Below are 22,815 nucleotides of genomic sequence, written 5' to 3'. Positions count from 1 at the left end.
ATAAATTTGTTTCCTTCAGCTCCGGGATATTCATAATAAAGTGTGAATATAACAACCCATACGAATATTGTAAACTATTTATTGTGGCTTATTGGTTGATATAAACAATGGGTTAAATTGGTATTGGATTTAAGTACTAATAGTTAATGTTACAACCATGTTAAGCAACAGCAATGAAAAAGGCGGCAGAATAATTTCCCGCCGCCTTTGGTTATTTAAATTAAAAACAGATATTATTTACTTACGGGACCATCTAAAACCGGTACAGTTACCGTAGTGATCCCGGTTTGTTGTGTATCATTCAGCTGATCAAGCACTATAATACTATTTGTACCTTTTTTAAGCCAGCAACCCGGCAAATAAAGTGTTTGTTGCGGGCCGATTTTCCAGTAACGGCCAATGTTGATCCCGTTTACGAATACGATGCCTTTACCCCAATTCTTCAGATCTAAAAAGGTATCCCCCGGTTTACTGATCTCAAACGTTCCCTGGTAAAGTGTTGGGCGGCCAATTGTATTTGCTGTGCCTTCCTCAAGCGCAGGCACCTTATCCATAGGCAGTTTGTACATTTGCCAGTTGCCGGTAATTTCATGATCCTCAATCTTAACCGGACTAATAATGCCTTTAAGGTTGTGGATGATCTCGCCGCCGTAATTGATGCGTCCAAGATTTTCAACTAAAATATCCAGGCGGGCATTAAACGGAATGTTTATAGGACAGCTGAATTTGTTACTTTGCCTGTTAAGCTCGCCAACTTTTTCGCCGTTAACGTAGATAGTTGCATAATCACGCAAACCTTGCAGGTTTAAAGTACCGCTGATGGGCTGTGTAAATTTGCGGCTGTATAATACATAGCCATGGCCCTGGTTCAATGTTTCAAATGTTTGCGGAGTATCGCTTTCAACGGCGGGCTGATTTTTAGCAAGCTCCAGCAGGTCGGCTGTTTTGGTAAGCTTAATAGCCGGGATCTGGATCACAGGGATTTGTGCAGGTACTTCCGGAATTGAATAAGCTGCATATTTTTTCATCAGGTTACGGATAGCCGTAAATTTAGGAGTTACCCATCCTGCTTCGCTGATTGGGGCGTCATAGTCATAGCTGGTAATATCAGGCTGAATTTGATGCTCCTTATCATAATTGGCGCCGCTTGTAAAACCAAAATTGGTACCACCGTGCGCCATGTAAATATTAAATGATACGGTATCTTTTAAATACTTCTCCAAATCTTTAATTACTGAAGTTTCTGATACTTTTTCAAATTTTTCGCCCCAGTGATCAAGCCAGCCAGGATAGTATTCTGCTACCATATACGGGCCCTTGCCTTCATTGTATTGGTTGATGAGTTTCTTCAGATTTTTAGTATCACCCTCACCATTGGCAGTTGGCAGAGCACCTTTTATTACCCCACCTTCAAACAGCCAGTCGCCATCTGAAGTGAACAGCGGTACATCAACCCCTGCTTTTAAAAGCAGTTCTTTTATAGCAGCGCTATAAATTTTATGATCGGCAAGCGGCACATCCTTGCGCTGAGCTACGTATGATCCAAATTCATTTTCGGCCTGTACCATAATAATTGGCCCGCCATGGGTTATTTGCAAATCCTTAACCTGCCCCATCAACTGGTTAATATAAGTTTTGCATGAATCCAGGAAGCGGTCGTTTTTACTGCGGATAATTAGCTGCTTATCATTTTGAAGCCACCACGGATAGCCGCCAAATTCCCATTCGGCACAAGCATAAGGGCCCGGCCTTAATATTACCATCAAGCCTTCCTGCTGTGCAGTTTTTACAAACTCACGAATATCACGGTTTTCGGTTTTGAAATCCCATACACCCGGACTGGTTTCATGATGGTTCCAGAATACATAAGTTGCAACGGCGTTCATGCCCATTGCCCGGAGCATTTGCAGGCGCTGTTTCCAATATGCTTTAGGAATTCGTGCAAAATGCATTTCGCCCGAGTGGATCTGGATAGGTTTTCCGTCGTATATAAAATTACCATCGGCAATCTTAAAACTATGCTTCGCCTGGCCAAAAGCCTGCGAAATAATTAGGGTTAGCAATAACAGGGGAAGAAATACTTTTTTCATTTGCGTTTGTAGCGTTGACTCATGATAAGCTCAGTAAGCATAGCAATCATGATGTTTATTGAGCTCCTAAGTTATAAAGCTAAAATAGTAATGCCTAATTTCCTGCTATCTTAATTCAACGCAAACGTTTGCTAAGCTTGAAAAATGCCAAATAGATATATTACCTCAAATAAAATTTGTAAAACAATGAAGGCATGAAGCAACATAAGTAAGCATGATGCCAAGTAAAATTATTGGCAGAATAGCTATACTTCAAGTTTTTGCAGGTTCGCTCTTTCCTTAAGTTTGGTGATGGCCCGGTTACGTAACTGCCTTACCAGTTCTGCACTTACGCCAAGCCGGTTCCCGATTTCGGGGGCCGAGAGTTCACTGTGGCCATCAAGGCCATAATGATAAAATATAACGGAACGCTCGGTGCTATTTAACTCACAGAGCAAATCATCAAGTTGTTTTTTAAGTTGAGATGCTTCTAAAAGCCCCTCTGCTCCGGGTTCATCAATATGTAAACGATCAAGCAGGCTATATCCGTCATTCCCCGGCGTATCAGACTTATCGTACGAATGCGTAAATGGAGCTACATATAACGCTTCTTTTACTTTCCATTCGGCTGTTTCCAGAAATGCAGCTATCTCATCCTGGGCAGGCAATCGTTCAAGCTGTTGCTCTAAAACTCCTGTTGCCCGGTTAACGTGCACAATCATATCTACCTGGTTGGCGGGCAGGCGGATCATCCGTGTTTTATCAAGAAGTGCTTCCATGATCCGCTGCCTGATCCACCAAACCGCATAAGATATAAACTTGAAGCCGCGGGTTTCATCGAACCGTTTGGCGGCTTCAAGCAAACCTAAATTACCCTCGTTTATCAGATCGCCCATGGGCATACCCTGATGCTGATACTTTTTCGCTACCGAAACTACAAAACGCAAATTGGCCTTTACAAGCTTATGCAAAGCCGCCAGGTCCCCTTGCCTGATCTTTCCGGCTAACAGAACTTCCTCCTCGGTATTTATAGTCGGCTCGCGGGCAATATCACTAAAATATTTCTCCAGTGAAGCTGCATCACGGGCTGTGATAATTTGGGTAATATTCAGGTCTCTCATTACTGCCCTTGTTTAACTCACAGTTGCAGCATTACTATCACTTTTATAAACCGGCGCCAGGTGTTGAAGCATATCGGCAGTCATAGCGGCGAGGTTGTATTCAGGAGCCCAGTTCCAGTCCTGCCTTGCTTCGGTATCATCAACACCTGCCGGCCATGAGTTTGCAATAGCCTGGCGTTTGTCTGTGTTATAACTGATAGTAAATCCGGGCAGATGCTTTTGTAATTCTGTTACCAGTTGGGCAGGTGTAAAACTTAAAGCACCTATATTGTAAGCGCCACGTTCTTTAAGTGCTTCTGCCGGGGCATTCATCAGCTCAAGCGTTGCCCTTACAGCATCATTCATATACATCATTGGTAAAGCAGTGTCAGGGTTTAAATAGCATTGGTACGATCCATTTTGCAAAGCTTCGTGAAATATGGCTACCGCATAGTCGGTAGTACCCCCACCGGCCGGGGCGCTGTAGCTGATCAACCCTGGGTAACGCAGGCTGCGTACATCAAGTCCGTAATGCTCCCTGTAATAAGCACACCATTGTTCACCTGCCTCTTTGCTGATGCCATAAACCGTTTGCGGATCAAGCAAAGCATCCTGCGGACTAACCTTGCGGGCTGTTGACGGCCCGAACACGGCAATACTGCTTGGCCAAAACACCTTGTTCAATTTATGGTCTTTGGCTACTTCCAATATATTCAGCAGGCTTTGCATGTTCAGATGCCATGCTTTTAGCGGAGCTTCTTCGCCTTTGGCAGATAAAGTAGCCGCCAGGTGATAAATTTGTGTTACCCCATAGGTAATAATCAGGTTTTCCAGCTCATCCTTATCCAGTACATTTAATTGGTGATATGGCCGTTGCTGATCCGGTATTGTTGTAGCATCATGCAAGTCGGTAGCAACTACTTGTTTCCTGCCGTAAACGTTCCTTAAAGCGGCAACCAGTTCCGTACCGATCTGCCCGCGGGCGCCGGTAACAAGGATTACCGGTAATGGTTGATTTTTGTCGTGTTCCATAGAATTATGATGTAAAATTGTATATTCACAACCTCATAATCCATAGAGAACTTAAAATTTGGTTTTTAAGACTAAAAATACATTTAAAAACAGGTTTTAAAACTTTTGGTAAATATATGGAGCTTATATTTTAGTTTTTATACCTCTTATGCTTAATCAACTCGACGAAACAGATATCCGCATACTCCAGCTACTGCAGGAAAACGCACGCCTTACCGGTCAGGAGATAGGCCTTAAGCTTAATAAAACCACTACGCCAATTAATAACCGCATCCGCTCGTTGCAGGAACGCGGCTATATTAAAAAATATGTGGCTGTACTTGATCATGAAAAACTGGAGCTTGATTTCATGACCTTTACACATGTGCAATTAAAAGACCATAGCCAGCATAGCCTAAGCCATTTTGAAAGCGAGATCATTAAACTTCCGGAAGTGCTGGAATGTTATCACCTTACCGGCGATTTTGACTTTATTTTAAAGGTTACAGTTAAAGACCGTAAAGAGTACCACGATTTTCTGATGAACAGGCTTTTCGCTATCATCGCCATTGGCAAGGTGGAAACCAAGCTCGTGATGAAAGCTGCAAAAACCGAAACGGCATTGCCAATCGGGAAGCAATAGTTTCAGATCGTCAAAAATAGTGCTCTGTTGAGGCAACGAGTGTGAGCAGCTCAAGTTTAGGTTCAACTTCCAGATCGCTGGCTTCAAGTTCATCTGCAAATTTGTGGAACGAAGCCAGTCCCTGTAATACCAGATGCGCCTCCTCATTTTCGAGCTGGTCAAAGTGCATAAATGTTTTTCCATCGGGCAATAGCCATGCGGTATACTTGATGCCGGGATGATTTAAGCTTTTCAATTCTTCAACAATGGCAGCGATGTTCCGTTGATTGGTGGCTGCAAATTCCGGACGTGTGGTGTATTGTACTCTTACTACTTTCATACCATAAAATTAAAGCAAAACCATCGGTATTAAACAGGCAAACGTGCCAATAAGCGGGGGTATTTGTGACAAGGTTACCAACGCTGGAGAGGCCCAACCAATCTTAAACTTCAGTTCAAAAGATTAAATTTTCAAGAACCAGTCAATGACATTATATCCTTGTATTGTCATTTCTCCCCTACAAACACATTGAAACATTTCTATATATTTATATTATTCTATCTTTGCATCAAAATGATGATTAAACATCATGACAGCGAACGATAATGGACAATAAAAAAATAGAGAAAATATCCAGGGCCTTAAGCGATGCAAACCGGATAGCTATTTTACAGCAGTTTAAAAAAAAGAAGGATTGCCTTTATTGTGCCGAGGTAAATGATCTGCTCGACCTTACCCAGCCTTCTGTATCGCACCACCTTAAACAATTAGTTGATGCCGATTTGCTGCTCCCCCAAAAGGAAGGCCGCAACCTCAAGTATGTATTGAACCAGGAAGTGCTTGACGAGTACATTGCCTGCCTGAACGAATTAAAAAGCTAAGCATTAATACTCAATTCTATTTACGTTTTCAAATTAAAAACATCGAAACATTTAAATATTTAAATACATCTACATATGAACAAATCAATCTACATCATGGCCCTCGGTGCTTTCGGCATCATTACTACCGAGTTCGGGGTTATCGGCATCCTGCCCGACCTTGTGAAGGAATTTCATATTTCCATTGATACAGCGGGCTGGCTGCTTAGTGCTTTTGCCTTAACTGTGGCGCTTGCCGGACCATTTACCAATATGCTTACGGCCCGGCTTAACCGCAAATTTGTCATGTGCCTGGTATTGGGAATATTTGTTATTTCTAACCTATTATCAGCGATAGCACCAAACTTTACCGTACTCATGATTGCCCGTATCTTACCGGCCTTTTTACACCCGGTATTCTGGGCTGTATCCATGACTGCTGCGGCAAAGCAGGCCGGGCCAAAAGATGCACCAAAAGCTATCTCCATAGTTATGGCCGGACTTAGCGTAGCTACTGTGCTTGGCGTACCATTAACCACCTATATGGCCGATCTGTTCAGTTGGAGGGCATCTTTCGTAGTATCAGCTATCGTTAACTTACTGGCCTTTGGCGCTCTGGCATTGTTTGCACCCTCAATGCCGGTTAATGAGGAACAGGCAAGCCCTAAAAGTCAGGTAAAAATCTTGCGCAGTGTACACTTATGGGTTAAGCTATTGGCTTCAACCATTATCCTGGCTGGTATGTTTGCTACCTATGGTTATCTTGCCGAATACCTGGATAAAGTATCGCGGATGAGCGGGGCGCAAATCAGTATTATGCTGCTGGTATTCGGCGGTACAGGTATAGCCGGTAACTGGCTTATGGGCATTGCGCTTAGTAAAAACGTAACACTTACCGTACGCCTGTTTTTACTTTCGTTAATTGCAACCCATATATTGGCATATCAGTTTGGCGGGTACTTTGTTCCTATGGTTACCATCCTTTCGGTTTGGGGATTTATACATACCGGGGGATTTTTGGCTGCCAACATACAGCTTACACATGGCATCCAGGAGCCTGCGCTTGATTTTGTAAACAGTCTGCTTCCCTCCTTTTTCAATGCCGGTATTACGCTGGGTACTTTATTAGGCGGCTTTGTGATTGCCCACTACGGTATCCACCAGGTAATCTGGATGACAGTACCGCTCCTTTTGATTGCCTTTGGCATGAGCTTTATTACTGAAAAGGCTAAACAGGAAGCAACATCAACAGAGATTGAAGAAATATCCGAGCCAGAAGCTATACAGGTGGTGGTTTGTGAGTAAACTAAGTAAATAAATTATCCCCAACCTAAGTTACGTTGGGGATAATTTTTAGAAATCACTCTGCTGAAGCTTAACCGGGCCAATCAATCCCGATTTTAATAAGGATGAATCTTTTGTATAAAATTTATGAGTAGAAAAAGTGAACCTCTTACTTTTTCGTGGCATACCTTTCAGCAGCCATTCGGGCCACTTCTCATCATTTTGAATCCCATCGTCGGGTAGTCTTTCATCACCAATCAACCTGTTGGGCCACAGGTTTACAACCTCTATTTCCAATTGGTTATGCTTTTTTAAATCTGCGTTGCTGATATCAATTCGCCAGGGGGCAGTCCATAGTATGCCCACATTTTTACCATTTACTTTTACTCTGGCCATACTATTTACTTCGCCTAAATCAATGCTGATCTTTTTGTTTTTTTGCAGTAATATGCCGACAGGCAGATCGAATGTTTTACGATACACCGCGGTGCCTGAATAGTACCTGATACCATCTTCCGGGCGTTGGGTCCAGTCTTTTAACTTATCAAATTGGATCTGTTTGGGCCCTCCCCATTTAGGATCAAAACTCACCTGCCATGGGCCTTGCAATGCTTTTACGATCTTATGATCAGCAAAATTTTTCCGGTTGATAGCAACGGAGATCTCTTTAGTAAATACTACGAAATAACTTTGATAAGGCTCAAACTTTAAGGGCACCGAAGTAACGGATGCTCTTCTGGAATACTCAGGCAGCACTCGCACCTTCGCTGTCATGGGGTCCCAAAGCTGTATGGTACCGCTAACACTCCGGAATGTTGCGGTAGTTGCAACCTGCTGATCCGTTCTGTTGGATACAAAATAAACATCATCATTACCAACAACCCGGTGAGTATATCTCAATTGTCCGTTAGCAGTAAAATCATGCGCAACGTTCATTTTTTGCAGGATCCCGGCAGTGAGTTCATATTCAGGATAAAGATCGTTGATGTTCTTGCTCAACTCACCTCCCCATATCAATTTTCCTTTGCCGAACTGGTGTTCTGTTTGCTGATCCGGTTCCTGCAAAGTACCCCAAAGTTTTTTCGCCATAGTAGCCAACTGCACATCGCACATTGGATAATTGGACAGCCCCGGTGATTTTAAAGGAGGCGAACCCACAACAGTAGCACCTTCATTTACTAATGATGTGATTTTTTGCAATAACCCAGGCGTCATAGTTTTAACGGCTGGCAATACCAGTAGCCTGTAACTCGCTCCACCGGAGAACACGATCTGCCCGTTCCTAACACTTGCTTTATACAACTGTCCCGGCGAACATCCGTCAAAATTATAGCCTTTCCTGTCGGGGATCACCATATTTCCATCCATTGCCGATGATGGCGGCCTGAATACATGCGGAGAACCTTCGGGAATAAGATACAATACATCGGCCACAGCCCTGCCCTCCTGCAGTACGTACTGGCAGCGCGATACATAATCATGATAGCCGTTAACCATAGGCCACCAGGTTTGGTTCCTGTCCCAGTGTACCCCATATGGCCCCATAGTTGCACCGGGGCGCAATGAATCGGCCAGGAACTGGTTTTGAAAAGTATGATAAACAAAACGATTAATACCGGTGGCAAATGCCCAGTCGCCCTGGTTTTTCATCGACCCGGGATGCTGCTTCCACATATCATCCTGGGCGGTGAAGGCTTCTGCAGGGATCAATAATTTTCCGTTTACATGCCCGATAGAGGTAGCTTCCATGCAACTGAATGACGAGTTAAAACCATATCCTTTGCTCCAAAACTCGCACATAGGCACATCAGCAATATTACCCAGTTCAAGATCGGCCGTAGGGTTCATATCATAAGGCTCAATTGACAATTTTAGCCCAAGCTTATGTGCATACTGTTTTACGTAACCGGCATGATTCTCCAGAACCAATTCCTGTGCGGTTTGCCGCAGGTCCCACAAAAAACGTTCGCTAATTTCATTGCTTTCAACCACGTTGCCTACGTAAACGGGGAAGTAAGGCAAGGGGTCATAACCTCTTCGTTTTAAAAATTCGGCCCGGAAATTTCCAGTCCAGTTTTGAGCGCCCATCTCCCAGCTGTCTATGTGCAATCTTTTTAAACCGCCCTGAGCAGCCGCATCGGGTTTACCGGTTTTACGCAGCAGCTTGCCAACATAGTTTTCTAAATGCGCATTCAGCGCTACAGTATCAAACTTGTCTGCTTCAAAACCCAGGCCGGGTACCGGGGCCGGGCGAGTGATAGCGCCATTGTTCCGTTTGCCCAGGCGTATGATTGTCCAGTTTCCTTTGGGGGCAATCCAATCAAGCTCACCATCAACATTCAGTTTGCCAGTGAGATCAATGATCTTACTTTTATCTATTACCGCATCTTTAGCAGGTTCCTGGTATGTTGCCGTATAAGGGAGATACTGTTTAACGCCTTTTACCGATGAGTAAGGGGCCCGGTAATACAAGGCTTTTTCATCAATATCGGCAATTTTGGCCGAAGCTGACGCCGGTGTTGGATATGCAATTACAGCCACATCTTCGTAAAAATCATTCCATTGCTTTTTTAATTCCGGGGTAAATGCGCCTTCTCCAAAATAAGGGGCCTTTGGTTGAGGTATGGGCAAAGTGATCTGCTGTCTTGTTCCTCCTGTTATATTGATAGTGCTGCTCACTAAATGCTGCATAGATTGTGATACCGGCACCCATGGGCCGCCGCTGCCTGTCCATCCAGGACCTATACCAAGGGTTATTTCAATGCCTAAACGCTTCGCTTCCTTTACAGCATGGGCAAACATGTTTTGCCATTCCTCACTTAAAAAATCAACAGGCCCGCGCGGGATACCTACGTTCACTTCTAAAAATATGAGGTTGCCAATGCCTGCTTTTTTCATGGATTCGAGATCGGCAGTGATTGACTTCGCCGACATATTGCCATCCATAAAATACCAGTATACACCCGGCTTTGCACTATCGGGCGGGTTAATGAAACCCGCTTTCAATTTGCTTACCTGCCCCAGGGCTGCAAACTGAATACATAAAAAAACGATAAGCGAGGCTATGAAAGGTTTATACATTATTATCAAGGTAAAAAAGCCAATGGGTAATTCAAAACTATTTTAATTTCCATTGAATTAACAGCACTTATTTGATATTTGATTTATAGTTTTTGATTTGCCAAACACCCCAATAATTGAATAACTATGTTTTAAAAACCGGCTATATTTCACATTGCATTTATTCCCGTTTTTGTTTTTAATTTTGTATCGATGATGAACAGCTTACAAATTAAACTTCAGAAAGGACAGCTTGATGAGCTAAAGGATGAACCTGCAAGCTTGTTGAAGTTTTTGAATGTTTTATTTGAGCCTCTTTCAGTAAACTACGAGCAATTAAAATATGCCCTTGAGCGCGAATTCAGACCAGAAGGCTCGCCGGAAGTGATCCGTTTAAATTTTGATAGGGTCAAGTTTGAACAGAACACCGGGCAGGGAAGTTTTCGTATAGTATTGGATATCGATTTTTCATTTGGCTGCGAAGATGTTGTTACCAATAAAAGAGATCAAACATCAGAATGGACTTTCCTTGTTGATTACCAGCTTTTAATTATAAGTTTTTATAGTTCGCCCTATATAGACAGCCGCACAACAGCCGACGAATTTTAGCTGTCATTTTCAACTATGCAACAATCCGAAGCTATAGCTCTGATAGAGAAAGGAATAACGAGTGAATCCGCGCAATACTGGGCTGATCTTGGCTGCGGAAACGGCACATTCACATTTGCTCTTGCAAACCTCCTGCCACCTGAAAGTTATATCACAGCCATTGATAAAACCCAACAACATTTCCCGGCCCTCAGCAATGGCATCAAAATAGATTTCAAAAAAGCTGACTTTGTGAATGAGCCAATAGTATTAAGCGCATTAGATGGAGTGCTTATGGCCAACTCATTGCATTTTGTAGCTAACAAATCAAAGCTGATCAACCAATTTGAAAACGCTTTTAAAAGCAGTCCTCAATTTTTAATTGTAGAATATGACACTACAAAAGCCAGTCCCTGGGTTCCCTATCCTATTTCATTTCAGGGATTAGATAGCGAGTTTTCCCGGTTGGGTTATCAAATCCATAAACTGGCAGAAATGCCTTCAAGGTTTGGCGGCATCATCTATTCGGCGCTTGCTTTGAAATAAAATCCAATATTACAGGCATTTTACTTTCCTGTCGCTGCATCCTTTGATTTTATCACCTGGTTGTTATAAATCTTGATATCACTGCAGTCCTTTAAGCTGATGAACTTATTGATATCTTTAATATAACCGGATGTGATTATTTTATTACCGGTAACCCATATCCCCGATGTGCTTGAAGCATTAAAAAACATTGGATCTTTTAAAGTAACCTTATTACCAATTATTTTGATGCCGCTATGCACCGGGATTGTTGAGGTTACTTTATTTTCAGGCAACAGGCCTATAACAGGCCCACCGCACTCGTAAAACATATTGTTTTTGATAGTTACATCTTTTACAGCACCTGACTCATACCAGCTCGATGCATCATCGTTGATCATGATGGCACTGTTGTGCGTGCGTTTAATGATATTGTTTTCGATAAGTACTTTTCTTCGTGTAGTAACCAGGATTCCCCTCGTCGGGATCTTTTCAATAGTATTGTGATGGATCCACACTTCAGGAGTGGCTGTAGTGTTTTCTACAACGTCACCGGTTTGCATATCTTCGGGCAATGGTTTACTCAGGTTTAGCAGGAATTCTCTATTATTCAATTTCTGAACCTTCAACAGCTTATTGTTTTGGTAAGTAAGCAAACTTGCCGGGTGAACAAGGCCAATACTATCATTAACCGAAAAAGCGTCAAACCCGTAGGTTTGGTCATGCATAAACCTAACCTTAACCTGTGTTGGGGAAAGCTTTTCTGTTATCTTTAAAAAAGTGCCATGCACATTAATGGCATCATCATTTGCGGCCGATAAATAAGACCCGGCCACTTCAATTTTACCACTGCAGCCCGAAAAGTGCAGTATATCTGCCCATGCGGCACAGGTGCGCCCCGTCCGGGCATTAACGCTAACATTGGTAAAGCGAAGGTTCTTACTAAACTGGCTTACCACTCCCATTCCATGCATAAAGTAAATACGGATATGATCTAAACCGATGTTGTTGCTTTTCTGTATAAAGAATCCGGCACAATCGCGGGTAACATCCCGGTTTTGATAAATCATACCTTTTTGAAAGCCTGGGTTTTGCTTAAAAAATATGCGGAGCTGGTGTTGATTCAAGGCAACATATTTCAGGTTTTGCTGCGGAATATCCAGTCGCTCAAGCATACGTGATGTCGGGTCATATTGCTGCCAGTATGAATCGGGCTGATAATGCCATCCTTCGCCAATCCAGTTCAATATACTATCCTTAACACTAAACTCTGAGTCATAGTTAACTACGGCATCTGCATGGTTTTCGGTTAGCTCGGTGATCTTAAACTCCGAAACCGTCGGCCGGTGATAGTCGAAACTTAAACCGCTTAATTTGATGTTGCTGCTATGATTAATATAGGTTTCGATCATTTTTCCCCTTAAATTGACCAGGACGCTGCTGCCGCTTATATTTACAAACTTGCTGCTGTCAATCATCAGGGCGATTGCCTTTAAACCATATGGAACATCATTCGTATTGGAAATCTGCAGCTGCGTTTTAAAAGCCCCGTCAGGAAAAAAATCATATTGCCCAGGCGCAAATTTGATTGTAACAGGTCTCTCTTTTGTTCCATGGGCTACAATAGACATGGTTTCGTGAAACGCCCCCGGCGATAATATCATTACCTTATCCCCCGATGATAAGATGAGCCGGTTAATACCAGCAAATGTTTTCCAGGGCTTTGTACTGCTCAGTCCGGCATTATTATCACTACCCTTAACCGCATCGATGTAATAGGTCCTATTGCCGGGGGAAACATGCCGGGCTGATGAAGCTAAATACCCAACAGGCTTATTTTGAGCCATTAATAAATTGCACATCATTAATAAGCCCAAAAGTAACAGGTATTTTGCAGTAAAGTATCTCATGGTATATATCAGGTTACTAATATATAGTGTAGATAGCATAACATTTACACACAGCAATTATAAAATAAATTGCCCTTGCAGTATAATCACAGGATAAAAACAAAAAGCAGGGATATGGCTGCACCGCTGAAATGAGGATACCATGATCTTAAAAATTTTAACGCTATAGTGATCTGGTTTTCAACAGTACGTTTGGAGATATTGAGCCTTTCTGCTATTTCGTCGTTGCTCAGGTTTTCCACCCGGCTAAGCCAGAAAATTTCCCGGCACCGGCGCGGTAGCTGCTTAAGTACATTGGTTAGCTCGGTCTGCAGGTCCTCATACCCAAGTTTAACATCTGCGTCGCTGACTATGGCAAGTGCAGGCTGCTCGGGTATTTGTTCATAAAATTCAATTTTTTCGGCAGCCATAGCCCGCAACTGTTTGTATACATGATACCGGGCGGTTACCAGGATATATTTTTGAAAATCTATGATATTTGAGGTATGTCTTTTTTGCCACAAAGCCACAAAAACATCATGAACAATCTCTTCAGCCGCTGTATCATCTTTTAAATATTTTTTTGCCGATTGATAAAGCTTATGCCAATACCGATTATACAGGACTACAAAAGCCCTGGAACTATCTGAGACAACAGCCTCCCATAATTCATTGTCAGTAAGTTTATTGGTCATGATTGGTGCGATAAAAGTAAAAATTATTTGTGATTTGCAACTGTCATCAACACATAAATTTAAATTGATAATTTTTTCCAAATGTATGTGTGTTGAGGCATCGCGCAGCACACTATATATACAATGGCCCCAATCTCATAACGGCCCAACCAATAATGACACCCGAAGAATATATCAAATTATACGAAAAGTTTAATTCAGGGCAATGTACCCCCGAAGAGGAAGCGCGCCTGATGGAGTTCCAGGATGATTTTAAATTTTCAGAAACCGACGGCTTGCCACTTAACGAGGCAAGCAAGCAAAAACGGTTAGCAATATATACCCGCATCCGAGAAACATTAGCCAATAAACATCAGAAGAAAAGCTTCCGCATGATGTGGGGATGGACAGCAGCAGCGGCAGTTGCCTTGATATTTTCGGCTATCTTTCTTTTCCAGAAAAAACAACCGGAAAATACCATTGCGGCCAACCCGGTAAAAAAATCACCATCTAAGCCGATAAAGCCGGGCCGGAATACTGCTATCCTCACATTGGCCAACGGATCAAGTATAACACTGGATGATGCAAAAAATGGTGTCTTAGCTAAATCCGGTAAATCATCTGTAAAAAAACTGGCTAACGGGCTTATAGCCTACAGTAGTGATGATGCAGCACCACCTGCCGGTGAACCTGCCCGGAATATGGTAACAGTACCAAGGGGTGGGCAATATTCAATTAAACTGCCCGACGGAACCATGGTTTGGCTTAATTCATCATCTTCCCTCTCATACCCTGTTGCCTTTACCGGTGCCGACAGAAGCGTAACATTAACAGGTGAAGCTTATTTTGAGGTGACTAAAAACAAACACCTCCCCTTTATTGTGCATGCGGGAGGTGTTAATGTGAAAGTATTAGGCACCCATTTCAACGTTGCAGCATATGAGGATGAAAAAGATATAAAAACAACACTGCTTGAAGGCTCTGTTAATTTATCGAACAGTAAATCATCGGTATTGCTGATACCGGGTTTGCAGGGTATTGCCGGGACCAACCAGGAAATTACTACCAGGCCGGTAAATGTAAACCAGGTGGTTGCCTGGAAAACAGGCTATTTTATTTTCAAGGATGATGATATCCGCGGAATCATGAGAAAGATCTCCCGCTGGTATGATGTAGAGGTTGAATATGAGGGGAATGTTACCCATAAAACTTTTGGCGGGATATATTCTATGAATAAAGATATCAACGAACTGTTGAAAGGACTTGAACTGACAGGATTAGTACACTTTAAAATTGAAGAAAGGAGGATAATCGTAATGAATTAACAAGTACTTACGATTACCTGGTAAAAGACCGGAGGCGTTGGCGCGCCCCCGGTATGGCGCAAGGTAATCAATGATCAATTGAGCGACAACCAATTATTAATTAAAACCTAACATTCAAATGTATAAAATATTTACTGAATCAAAGTTCAGGCGGCACCACCATGCGCTGCTCAAAATTATCCGGATTATGAAATTATCGTGTGCCCTGATTATGCTGGCCATAATGCAGGTGAGTGCCACTACCTATGCGCAAAAAGTTAGTCTTGAGGTACAAAAAGTACCATTAGAAGATGTGCTTTTCAATTTACAGCAGCAAAGCGGTTATGACTTTATTTACAGTGCCACCCTGGTTAAAACAGCGGCCCCGGTATCATTATCGCTTAAAAATGTGAGTATCACCAAAGCGCTCGATATGCTGTTTTCCGGTCAGCCCCTCACCTATCTCATCAATAAAAAAACCATAACTATAAAGGCCAGGCCCGATCCTGAGCCCGCCATAGCCATCCCGGTAAGGGGTAAGATAGTTGACGAAAAAGGCCAGGGCATCCCCGGTGTAAATATCCAGGTAAAGGGAACAGGTATAGGGGTTATCAGCGGAAGCGATGGTTCTTATTCCATTAACGCGCCGGATGCACGTTCGGTCTTAACCTTCAGCTTTATTGGATTTGCAAAGCAGGAAATAACAGTTGGCAATAAAACAGAGATCAACGTTACCCTTGTTGAAGATAAAAAAGCACTTAACGAGGTAGTTGTAACCGGTTACAGTACCCAAAGCAAACACACATTAACCAGCGCCATAGTTTCTGTTAAAGGCGAAGACATGACCAAAAGGGTTGCTACCGATCCAACATCGCTTTTACAGGGCCAGCTTCCCGGGCTATCTGTGGTACAAAACTCGGCAGAACCGGGCAATGAAAATGTACAACTCCGGATCCGTGGCTTAGGAACATTCAGTAGTGCCAGTAACAATCCCCTGGTTATCGTTGACGGTATTCCCGGCGACCTTAGTGTTATTAACCCAAACGATATTGAATCGGCAACGGTGCTGAAGGATGCCGCGGCAGCTACTATCTATGGTTCAAGGGGTGCAAACGGCGTACTGGTGATCAAAACAAAAAAAGGTAAAGCCGGTGGGGGCCTTGCATTAAGCTACAATTATAATGTAGGTTTTGCCACTGCAACGAGGCTGCCAAAGTTAATCACCAATTCAGCAACGTATATGGAATTGCTTAATGAGGCAGAAGCCAATTCGGGCAATGCACCCATTTACACGCAGGATCAAATTGATCTGTATAAGAATGCTACCGACAGGGTAAAATATCCAAATCACGACTGGCTTAAGGATATGTTCAAAACGGCCACCGTACAAAATCACTACCTTAACCTTAGCGGGGGCAGTGAAGCAACAACCTATAGTATTGGCTTAGGCTTAACCAATCAGCAAGGTACTATGCGGGGGTTCGATTACAAAAAGTACACACTTGATCTCGGTTTAAATTCGAAGATAAACAAACGGGTAACACTGGGTACCAATTTCCAGATACGTTACGGCGACAGAAACTATCCGTTTGATAACGCTACCGACCTTTACATTTCTACATTAGCCCAATCACCGCTTTACCCGGCTCAAACCCCGGATGGTTTGTGGATCACCAAGGCTTATGATAAGGAGCTCGGCAATAAAAACCCTGTGTTATCATCAACGATCTTAACACATAATCCTAATTATTATGGTCAGGGTAATATCTCACTTGATGTGCAGATTTTCGATGCTTTAAAATGGGAAAACCGGGCGGGCTTAAGCTTTAACCTCCAAAAATACAAAACCTTTGCCCCTGTTATTCCCCAATACCTGTACAGTGATCTATCCTACTATCGCAATGCAGATGTAGGCACACCCGGCCTTACGTCCACGGAACAAGATGAATCCCATTCAACTGTTTATAGCCAGTTAAACTTTCACAAACAATTTGGCAGGCATGACCTTACTGTATTAGGTGGCGCGCAGCAGGAGGTTGATCATTTTAGTAATCTCGGTGCCTTTCGTACCAATTATCCAACCAATGAGCTGGAAGAAATAGACGCCGGATCATTAAATGGATTAAAGAACAATGGTACATCGGCACAGTGGGCCATCAGCTCGTTTTACGGTAATGCCAACTACAATTTTGACGATAAATATTTATTGGGGGCAAGCATGCGCTATGACGGCACATCCCGCCTGCCCAGCAACAGCCGCTGGGGTTTATATGAATCGTTTTCGGCCGGGTGGCGAATTTCAAAAGAGAATTTCCTCAAGGATGTAGCATGGATGAACGACCTGAAAATCAGGGGATCATGGGGCAGGCTTGGAAACCAGAATATCGGTAACTATCCTTACCAACCTACATTGGTACAAAGCGTTTATTCATTCAATGGTACCATATCCAATGGTTTCCAGGCTAATCAGCTCATCGACCCTGCACTTACCTGGGAATCAACCCGTATGACCGATATTGGTCTTGATCTCGTGGCTTTCAATAGCAAGCTTACTTTCACCTTTGATTGGTTTAACAAATACACCTACGATATCTTAAGGCAGTCGCAGGTGCCATTGGCTTTAGGTGTAAACGCACCTACCGTAAATAACGGTGCTGTAAGCAACAAAGGTGTGGAGCTTAGCCTGCATTACCAGGACCGCCCTTCTGAAAAATTCAGCTATTATGCTACTGCAAACTTCCAGCTGTATCGCAACAAGGTAGTGTCTTTTGGAGCGCCTGAGGTAGGCGGCCCCGACCAGCAAACCATTATGCAAAACGGTTACCCAATCAACTCGTTTTACCTGTACACCATGCAGGGCATTTTCCAAAATCAGGCCGAGATCAACAGCGCGCCCGATCAGTCGAGCCTTGGCGGTGTACCTACACCCGGCGATATCAGGTATAAGGATATCAACGGTGATGGTAAAGTAGATGCTAATGACCGCAGCATTATCCCTGGTCAGTATCCTAAGTTTGAGTACTCGTATACAATGGGTGCTACATGGGGCAATTTTGATGCAAGCGTGCAGCTTTACGGCTCGTACGGAAATAAACTTTACCTGTACAAATGGGGTGTAGATCCCTTTGCACAGGGAGCGATGCCAACTACCGATTGGTTAAACCGTTGGACACCGCAAAACCCATCGACCACCATGCCTAAAATATACATGGGCTTTTACGGCTACCCCAAAATAACCAGTGTACAATCAACCTATCACTTGTACAGCGCAAGTTTTATGCGGATCAAAAATGTGCAGGTTGGCTATACCTTTCCGCATAACATGATCAAAGGCGTAAAATCGCTTCGTGTTTTTGGCTCGGTTGATAACCTTGCATTGTTTACACCGCTAAAGCAAGGTGCCGACCCGGAAAGGCAAGACATTAATAACAGGCCGGATGCCTGGTATGGCTTTGCCGGTTATCCGCAAAACAGGACTTTCACATTTGGCGCATCTGTTCAATTTTAATCCATCAACAATGAAAAATTACATCATTATATTCATAGCTGTGTTGCTTGGCCTTACATCCTGTAAAAAGCTCGACGTAACGCCTCCCGATAAGTTATCAAACCTCACCTTCTGGAAAACTCCTGCCGATGCCGATCTGGCGCTTACAGGCGTGTATGCAACCCTTTACGCAAGAAGCGGGCAGATTTCAACCTATGCCCCAATGTGGTACGAAAACTTTAGCGACGACACGTACACACAAAATAACCAGGCCGGTGCTCAACAGGCGCTGGTGGCCGGTCTTAATCCCTCAAGCGGCGGTTTTGTGGGCGATGGCAGTAACAGCCTTTACATCAACGCTTATAAAAGCATAGCAGCCTGTAACACCTTTTTGGCTAATGTTGATAAAGTACTTACAGGCGATAAGCTTACACAGTACAAAGGCGAGGTTTATTTTGTACGCGCATTCAATTATTTTTTATTAGCCGAAACGTACGGAAACGTGCCATTGCTGACAGCAGATCCAATCACTTCAGATTTTAAGCAAAAGGTAAGTAAATCGTCAAGGGCGGATGTATTGAAGCTAATTGAAAGCGATCTTAACAACGCAATTTCAGGCTTACCAAACCAAAAATTTACTACGGGGCATGTAGTAAAAGGCTCGGCCCAGGGCCTAATGACAAGGGTGCTGCTTTTTGAAAAGAAATATGCAGACGCTGCGGCCATGGCCAAATCAATTATAGACGGCGGCCTGTTTTCGCTTAACAGCAACTATCCGTCAAACTTTTACAAGCCGGATCAGCAAACCAGCCCTGAGATCATGTTTTCGGTACAATACAGTGCGCCTACCTTGCCCCATCCCGATGCACTTACCATGATACTGATATTGCCAGGCTATGTTGACCTGCAGGGTACACAGGACATGATCAATGAGTATGAGGCAAATGACCCGCGCGAAAAAATGACCTTCTTTTTCCCTGGTGACACTCCTGCGCAGGGATGGCCTTATCCTGGTACTATTGGCAAACCAGGTGTTAACAACTGGACTGCCGGTTTCTACCCATCAAAAAAATGGCTCGATCCAAAGATCGTTAATCCGCAGCCGGGCCTGCTCGATGACCAGGATTATGTATGGATAAGATTTGCCGATGTTAAACTGATGTATGCCGAAGCACAAAATGAAGCCGTTGGCCCCGATGCAAGCGTTTACAAACAGGTAAACGAAGTAAGGGCACGACCGGGTGTAAACATGCCGGCACTTACTTCAGGGTTATCACAAGCCGATATGAGGACTAAAATAAGGCATGAGCGCAGGGTTGAGTTTGCTTTGGAAGGTTTACGCTATTTTGATATGCGCCGCTGGGGTATAGCAAAAGATAAGCTGAATGGCTTTATTCAAAACCCGCTCATCCCGGCAACGAAGACAATTTACAAAGACAATTTTGATTTTTGGCCGCTTCCGCAATCTGAAGTTGACAGGAACGCTCCTTCGTTGATCCAGAACGACGGTTATTAATTACCGATAATTAAAATTGAGAGGTCAATACGCCAATCCTTTAATTGCATAAAAAAGCCTTACCAAGTTTGTACTTGGTAAGGCTTTTATTTTAATACGGCATTCTGAAAATTCAATAAATTCTGATTCAGACTACTTCTTCCTACCCATCGCATATTTAATACCACCTAACAAGTGATTCAAATACAACGGATCGGCATATGATTCATCGGTGTGGCCGAGCTCGGTATAAAAAGCCCTGCCGCCATCAAAATTATGATACCATGCCATTGGGTGGTTGTCGCCATTTTCGCCGCCGGTATAGCTTTTTTCATCTATCTTGATCAGCACATGCAGGTCATCAGCTATCCATTTGTAGTTATACCATTCGTCCCAGCGTTTCCAGGTTTCGGGCAGGTGTTTGGTGGCAATAAAATTACGGTCAACCACGTTCAAAGTCGCATCCTGTTGTTTGGGGTGACTTTTAAAATAAGCACCTACCAGTTTACCATACCATGGCCAGTCATACTCGGTATCGGTTGCAGCATGTACCCCAACAAAACCACCACCGGCTTTAATGTATTGCTCAAAAGCAGTTTGCTGAGCATCGTCTAAAACATCGCCTGTGGTGCTTAAAAATATTACAGCTTTATATTGCTTCAAATTATCGACAGTAAATTTTGCTGCGTTGGTGGTACTATCCACATCAAAATTATTTTCCTGGCCCAGTTTTATAATAGCAGGTACACCTACCGCTATCGAATTATGATGAAAGCCGGCTGTTTTACAAAATATCAGTACTTTATCTTTAGCAAGTACCTGGGTTATCGATGCACCTATTATCAGGCAGATAGTTAGTAGTTTTTTCATTGTTGGTGATTGGTTGATTATGTTGATTAGGTGAATGATTATTTTTTAGAGCGAATGGTTGATTGAGTGAATGGTTAAAATTGGAGATTTAGAGCACTTACTATTCACCAAATCAACCACTCACTATTCACCAAATCATAAATTTCCTTTTTTTAATTCGTCTACAGCAAAATGAGCGGCGCGTGCTGTCATAGCCATATACGTTAAGGATGGGTTTTGGCAAGCCGATGAAGTCATTGCAGCGCCATCAGTTACAAAAACGTTTTTAGCATCCCAAACCTGGTTATTACCGTTCAACACCGAAGTTTTAGGGTCGCGTCCCATACGTGCGGTACCCATTTCATGGATTCCGTCGCCAACGTTGTGTCCACGATCGTGTGTTTCGACATTTTTAACGCCGGCGCTTTCCAGCATGGCTTTGGCCTCCCGCACAATGTCAAAACGCATTTTCTTCTCATTCTCTTTAATTTCGGCATCCATTGCCAAAATTGGTAATCCCCATTTATCCTTGCGGGTTTTATCAAGGGTGATCTTATTTTCGTGATAAGGAAGCAGTTCACCAAAACCGCCAATGCCTATCGTCCATGGGCCGGGTTCTGTAAGTGCATCTTTATATTGAGCTCCAATACTGTATTCAGCAATTTCACGGCTCCAGCCCATCCGGCTTGCGGCACCCTGGTAACCGAAACCACGCAGGTAATCGCGCTTATCGCCAAACAAATTAGCAAAGCGTACCACGTAAATTCCGTTGGCCCTACGACCGTAATAATATTTATCCTCGTAACCTTCTACCAATCCGCTTGCACCAAGGTTGTAATGGTGATCCATGATGTTATGCCCCAGCTCGCCGCTGCTGCTGCCCAGGCCATCCTGCCAAACATCAGTAGCCGAGTTCATCAATACCCAAGCACTGTTCAATGCCGATGCATTTACAAAAACTATTTTTGAGTAATACTCATAGGTTTGGTTGGTTTCAGCATCAAGCACCTCTACTCCCTTAGCCTTTTTTGTATCCTTGTCGTATAATATTTTAGTAACAATAGAATATGGCCTTACCGTTAAGTTGCCTGTAGCCAAGGCAGCCGGCAATGTAGAGGATTGCGTACTGAAGTATCCGCCAAAAGGACAGCCCTCCCAGCACCTGTTCCTGAACTGGCAGGCCGTACGCCCCGGAATAGCGGCGGTTAAATTAGCCGTACGACCAATGATCATATGCCTTTTACCGTCGTAATTCTTTTTAATACGAGCCGCCACATCCTTCTCCACCCAATTCATATCCATCGGCGGCAGGTAATGGCCATCGGGCAATTGAGGCAAGCCCTCCAGCGAGCCGCTGATACCTGCAAATTTCTCTACATGATCATACCATGGGGCAAGATCTTTATAGCGGATAGGCCAATCAATAGCCCAGCCATCCTTAGCATTGGCTTCAAAGTCAAAATCGCTCCAGCGGTAGCTTTGCCTTCCCCATAAAATGGAGCGGCCCCCAAGCTGGTACGAGCGCCACCAGTTAAACGGTTTGATCTCGGTATATGGAGCGGCCTGCTCATCTGTCCAGTAATCCATAATGGGTTCGGTGGCTCCCCAACTGCGTGAAATCACCGGGCGCTGCTTGCGCTGGGCCTGGGTTGGTGCACCGGCATGGTGGCGGTCCCAGGGGTCCTGGTTAGCGGTTTTATAATCTTTAATGTGCTCAAAGTTTCGGCCGCGCTCAAGCATAATGGTTTTTAAACCCAGTTCGGATAACTCTTTTGCCGCCCAGCCGCCGCTGATACCCGAGCCTATTACGATGGCATCATAAGTATTATTAGCCTTGGCCTTGCCGTTTATGTTACTTAATGGCATAGTTTATATAAATTGGTTTTGAAATTGGATAAAACAAGTATATTAATTATAAATCGATATTGCAATCGATTGTGAAAAAGAACCGGGATTTGGGTGGGTTTTTTGGATTACTGGATTTTTTACTTGCGCGG

At 43.5% G+C, this 22,815-nt stretch carries 17 protein-coding genes; 8 read left to right on the top strand and 9 right to left on the bottom strand.

Features of this window, described 5'->3' with window-relative positions; all coding sequences use genetic code 11:
- Positions 1 to 233: 233 nt before the first annotated feature.
- The 3 genes from ACFFGT_RS11665 to ACFFGT_RS11655 all read right to left on the bottom strand — a co-directional run bounded on the left by ACFFGT_RS11665 (position 234) and on the right by ACFFGT_RS11655 (position 4,201).
- Complete coding sequence (locus tag ACFFGT_RS11665) at positions 234 to 2,090, bottom strand: beta-galactosidase (RefSeq protein WP_377022708.1); 1,857 nt, start codon at positions 2,088 to 2,090, stop codon at positions 234 to 236.
- 245 nt (positions 2,091 to 2,335) lie between these two features.
- Positions 2,336 to 3,190, bottom strand: coding sequence for a sigma-70 family RNA polymerase sigma factor (locus tag ACFFGT_RS11660; protein ID WP_377022707.1), 855 nt, complete (start codon positions 3,188 to 3,190; stop codon positions 2,336 to 2,338).
- 12 nt (positions 3,191 to 3,202) lie between these two features.
- On the bottom strand, positions 3,203 to 4,201 hold the full coding sequence (locus ACFFGT_RS11655; RefSeq protein ID WP_377022706.1) for an NAD-dependent epimerase/dehydratase family protein: 999 nt from the start codon (positions 4,199 to 4,201) through the stop codon (positions 3,203 to 3,205).
- 148 nt (positions 4,202 to 4,349) lie between these two features.
- Here ACFFGT_RS11655 and ACFFGT_RS11650 point away from each other — a divergent pair, with 148 nt between their 5' ends.
- On the top strand, positions 4,350 to 4,823 hold the full coding sequence (locus ACFFGT_RS11650; RefSeq protein ID WP_377022705.1) for an Lrp/AsnC family transcriptional regulator: 474 nt from the start codon (positions 4,350 to 4,352) through the stop codon (positions 4,821 to 4,823).
- Between the two features lie 10 nt (positions 4,824 to 4,833).
- Here the strand turns inward: ACFFGT_RS11650 and ACFFGT_RS11645 are convergent, their stop codons facing one another.
- Positions 4,834 to 5,142, bottom strand: coding sequence for a hypothetical protein (locus ACFFGT_RS11645; RefSeq protein ID WP_377022704.1), 309 nt, complete (start codon positions 5,140 to 5,142; stop codon positions 4,834 to 4,836).
- A gap of 266 nt (positions 5,143 to 5,408) precedes the next feature.
- On the opposite strand from ACFFGT_RS11645, the gene ACFFGT_RS11640 reads away from it, so the two are divergent.
- Together ACFFGT_RS11640 and ACFFGT_RS11635 are read left to right on the top strand one after the other, a co-directional pair.
- Positions 5,409 to 5,684: an ArsR/SmtB family transcription factor gene (locus tag ACFFGT_RS11640; RefSeq protein WP_377022703.1), complete on the top strand. Its 276-nt coding sequence runs from the start codon at positions 5,409 to 5,411 to the stop codon at positions 5,682 to 5,684.
- Between the two features lie 75 nt (positions 5,685 to 5,759).
- Positions 5,760 to 6,968, top strand: a complete 1,209-nt coding sequence (locus ACFFGT_RS11635; protein ID WP_377022702.1) for an MFS transporter — start codon at positions 5,760 to 5,762, stop codon at positions 6,966 to 6,968.
- 48 nt (positions 6,969 to 7,016) lie between these two features.
- Here the strand turns inward: ACFFGT_RS11635 and ACFFGT_RS11630 are convergent, their stop codons facing one another.
- Positions 7,017 to 10,028 (bottom strand): glycosyl hydrolase, encoded by a 3,012-nt coding sequence (locus ACFFGT_RS11630; protein WP_377022701.1) that lies wholly within the window; start codon positions 10,026 to 10,028, stop codon positions 7,017 to 7,019.
- 192 nt (positions 10,029 to 10,220) lie between these two features.
- On the opposite strand from ACFFGT_RS11630, the gene ACFFGT_RS11625 reads away from it, so the two are divergent.
- Positions 10,221 to 10,616 (top strand): hypothetical protein, encoded by a 396-nt coding sequence (locus ACFFGT_RS11625; protein ID WP_377022700.1) that lies wholly within the window; start codon positions 10,221 to 10,223, stop codon positions 10,614 to 10,616.
- 15 nt (positions 10,617 to 10,631) lie between these two features.
- Entirely contained in the window at positions 10,632 to 11,141 is a 510-nt protein-coding gene (locus tag ACFFGT_RS11620; protein WP_377022699.1) for a class I SAM-dependent methyltransferase, read from the top strand.
- Positions 11,142 to 11,161: 20 nt separating this feature from the next.
- On the opposite strand, the gene ACFFGT_RS11615 is transcribed toward ACFFGT_RS11620, so the two are convergent.
- Positions 11,162 to 13,030: a right-handed parallel beta-helix repeat-containing protein gene (locus ACFFGT_RS11615; protein ID WP_377022698.1), complete on the bottom strand. Its 1,869-nt coding sequence runs from the start codon at positions 13,028 to 13,030 to the stop codon at positions 11,162 to 11,164.
- An 86-nt stretch (positions 13,031 to 13,116) separates the two neighbouring features.
- Positions 13,117 to 13,704 carry an RNA polymerase sigma-70 factor gene (locus ACFFGT_RS11610; protein WP_377022697.1) on the bottom strand — a complete coding sequence of 196 codons (588 nt, stop codon included), beginning with the start codon at positions 13,702 to 13,704 and terminating at the stop codon, positions 13,117 to 13,119.
- A 155-nt stretch (positions 13,705 to 13,859) separates the two neighbouring features.
- Here ACFFGT_RS11610 and ACFFGT_RS11605 point away from each other — a divergent pair, with 155 nt between their 5' ends.
- From ACFFGT_RS11605 to ACFFGT_RS11595, 3 genes are all read left to right on the top strand, one after another.
- Complete coding sequence (locus ACFFGT_RS11605) at positions 13,860 to 15,008, top strand: FecR family protein (RefSeq protein ID WP_377022696.1); 1,149 nt, start codon at positions 13,860 to 13,862, stop codon at positions 15,006 to 15,008.
- Between the two features lie 118 nt (positions 15,009 to 15,126).
- The gene (locus ACFFGT_RS11600) at positions 15,127 to 18,495 is read left to right on the top strand and encodes a TonB-dependent receptor (protein ID WP_377022695.1); all 3,369 of its coding nucleotides are present in this window, start codon (positions 15,127 to 15,129) and stop codon (positions 18,493 to 18,495) included.
- Positions 18,496 to 18,505: 10 nt separating this feature from the next.
- The gene (locus ACFFGT_RS11595) at positions 18,506 to 19,990 is read left to right on the top strand and encodes a RagB/SusD family nutrient uptake outer membrane protein (protein ID WP_377022694.1); all 1,485 of its coding nucleotides are present in this window, start codon (positions 18,506 to 18,508) and stop codon (positions 19,988 to 19,990) included.
- Between the two features lie 132 nt (positions 19,991 to 20,122).
- Here the strand turns inward: ACFFGT_RS11595 and ACFFGT_RS11590 are convergent, their stop codons facing one another.
- Both ACFFGT_RS11590 and ACFFGT_RS11585 read right to left on the bottom strand, forming a co-directional pair.
- The gene (locus ACFFGT_RS11590) at positions 20,123 to 20,839 is read right to left on the bottom strand and encodes a ThuA domain-containing protein (protein ID WP_377022693.1); all 717 of its coding nucleotides are present in this window, start codon (positions 20,837 to 20,839) and stop codon (positions 20,123 to 20,125) included.
- Between the two features lie 135 nt (positions 20,840 to 20,974).
- Positions 20,975 to 22,684, bottom strand: coding sequence for a GMC oxidoreductase (locus tag ACFFGT_RS11585; RefSeq protein WP_377022692.1), 1,710 nt, complete (start codon positions 22,682 to 22,684; stop codon positions 20,975 to 20,977).
- Between the last annotated feature and the right edge of the window lie 131 nt (positions 22,685 to 22,815).

This window comes from Mucilaginibacter angelicae, from assembly GCF_042434235.1.
Lineage (GTDB): Bacteria > Bacteroidota > Bacteroidia > Sphingobacteriales > Sphingobacteriaceae > Mucilaginibacter > Mucilaginibacter angelicae.
This window is presented reverse-complemented; position numbering and strand designations above follow the sequence as displayed.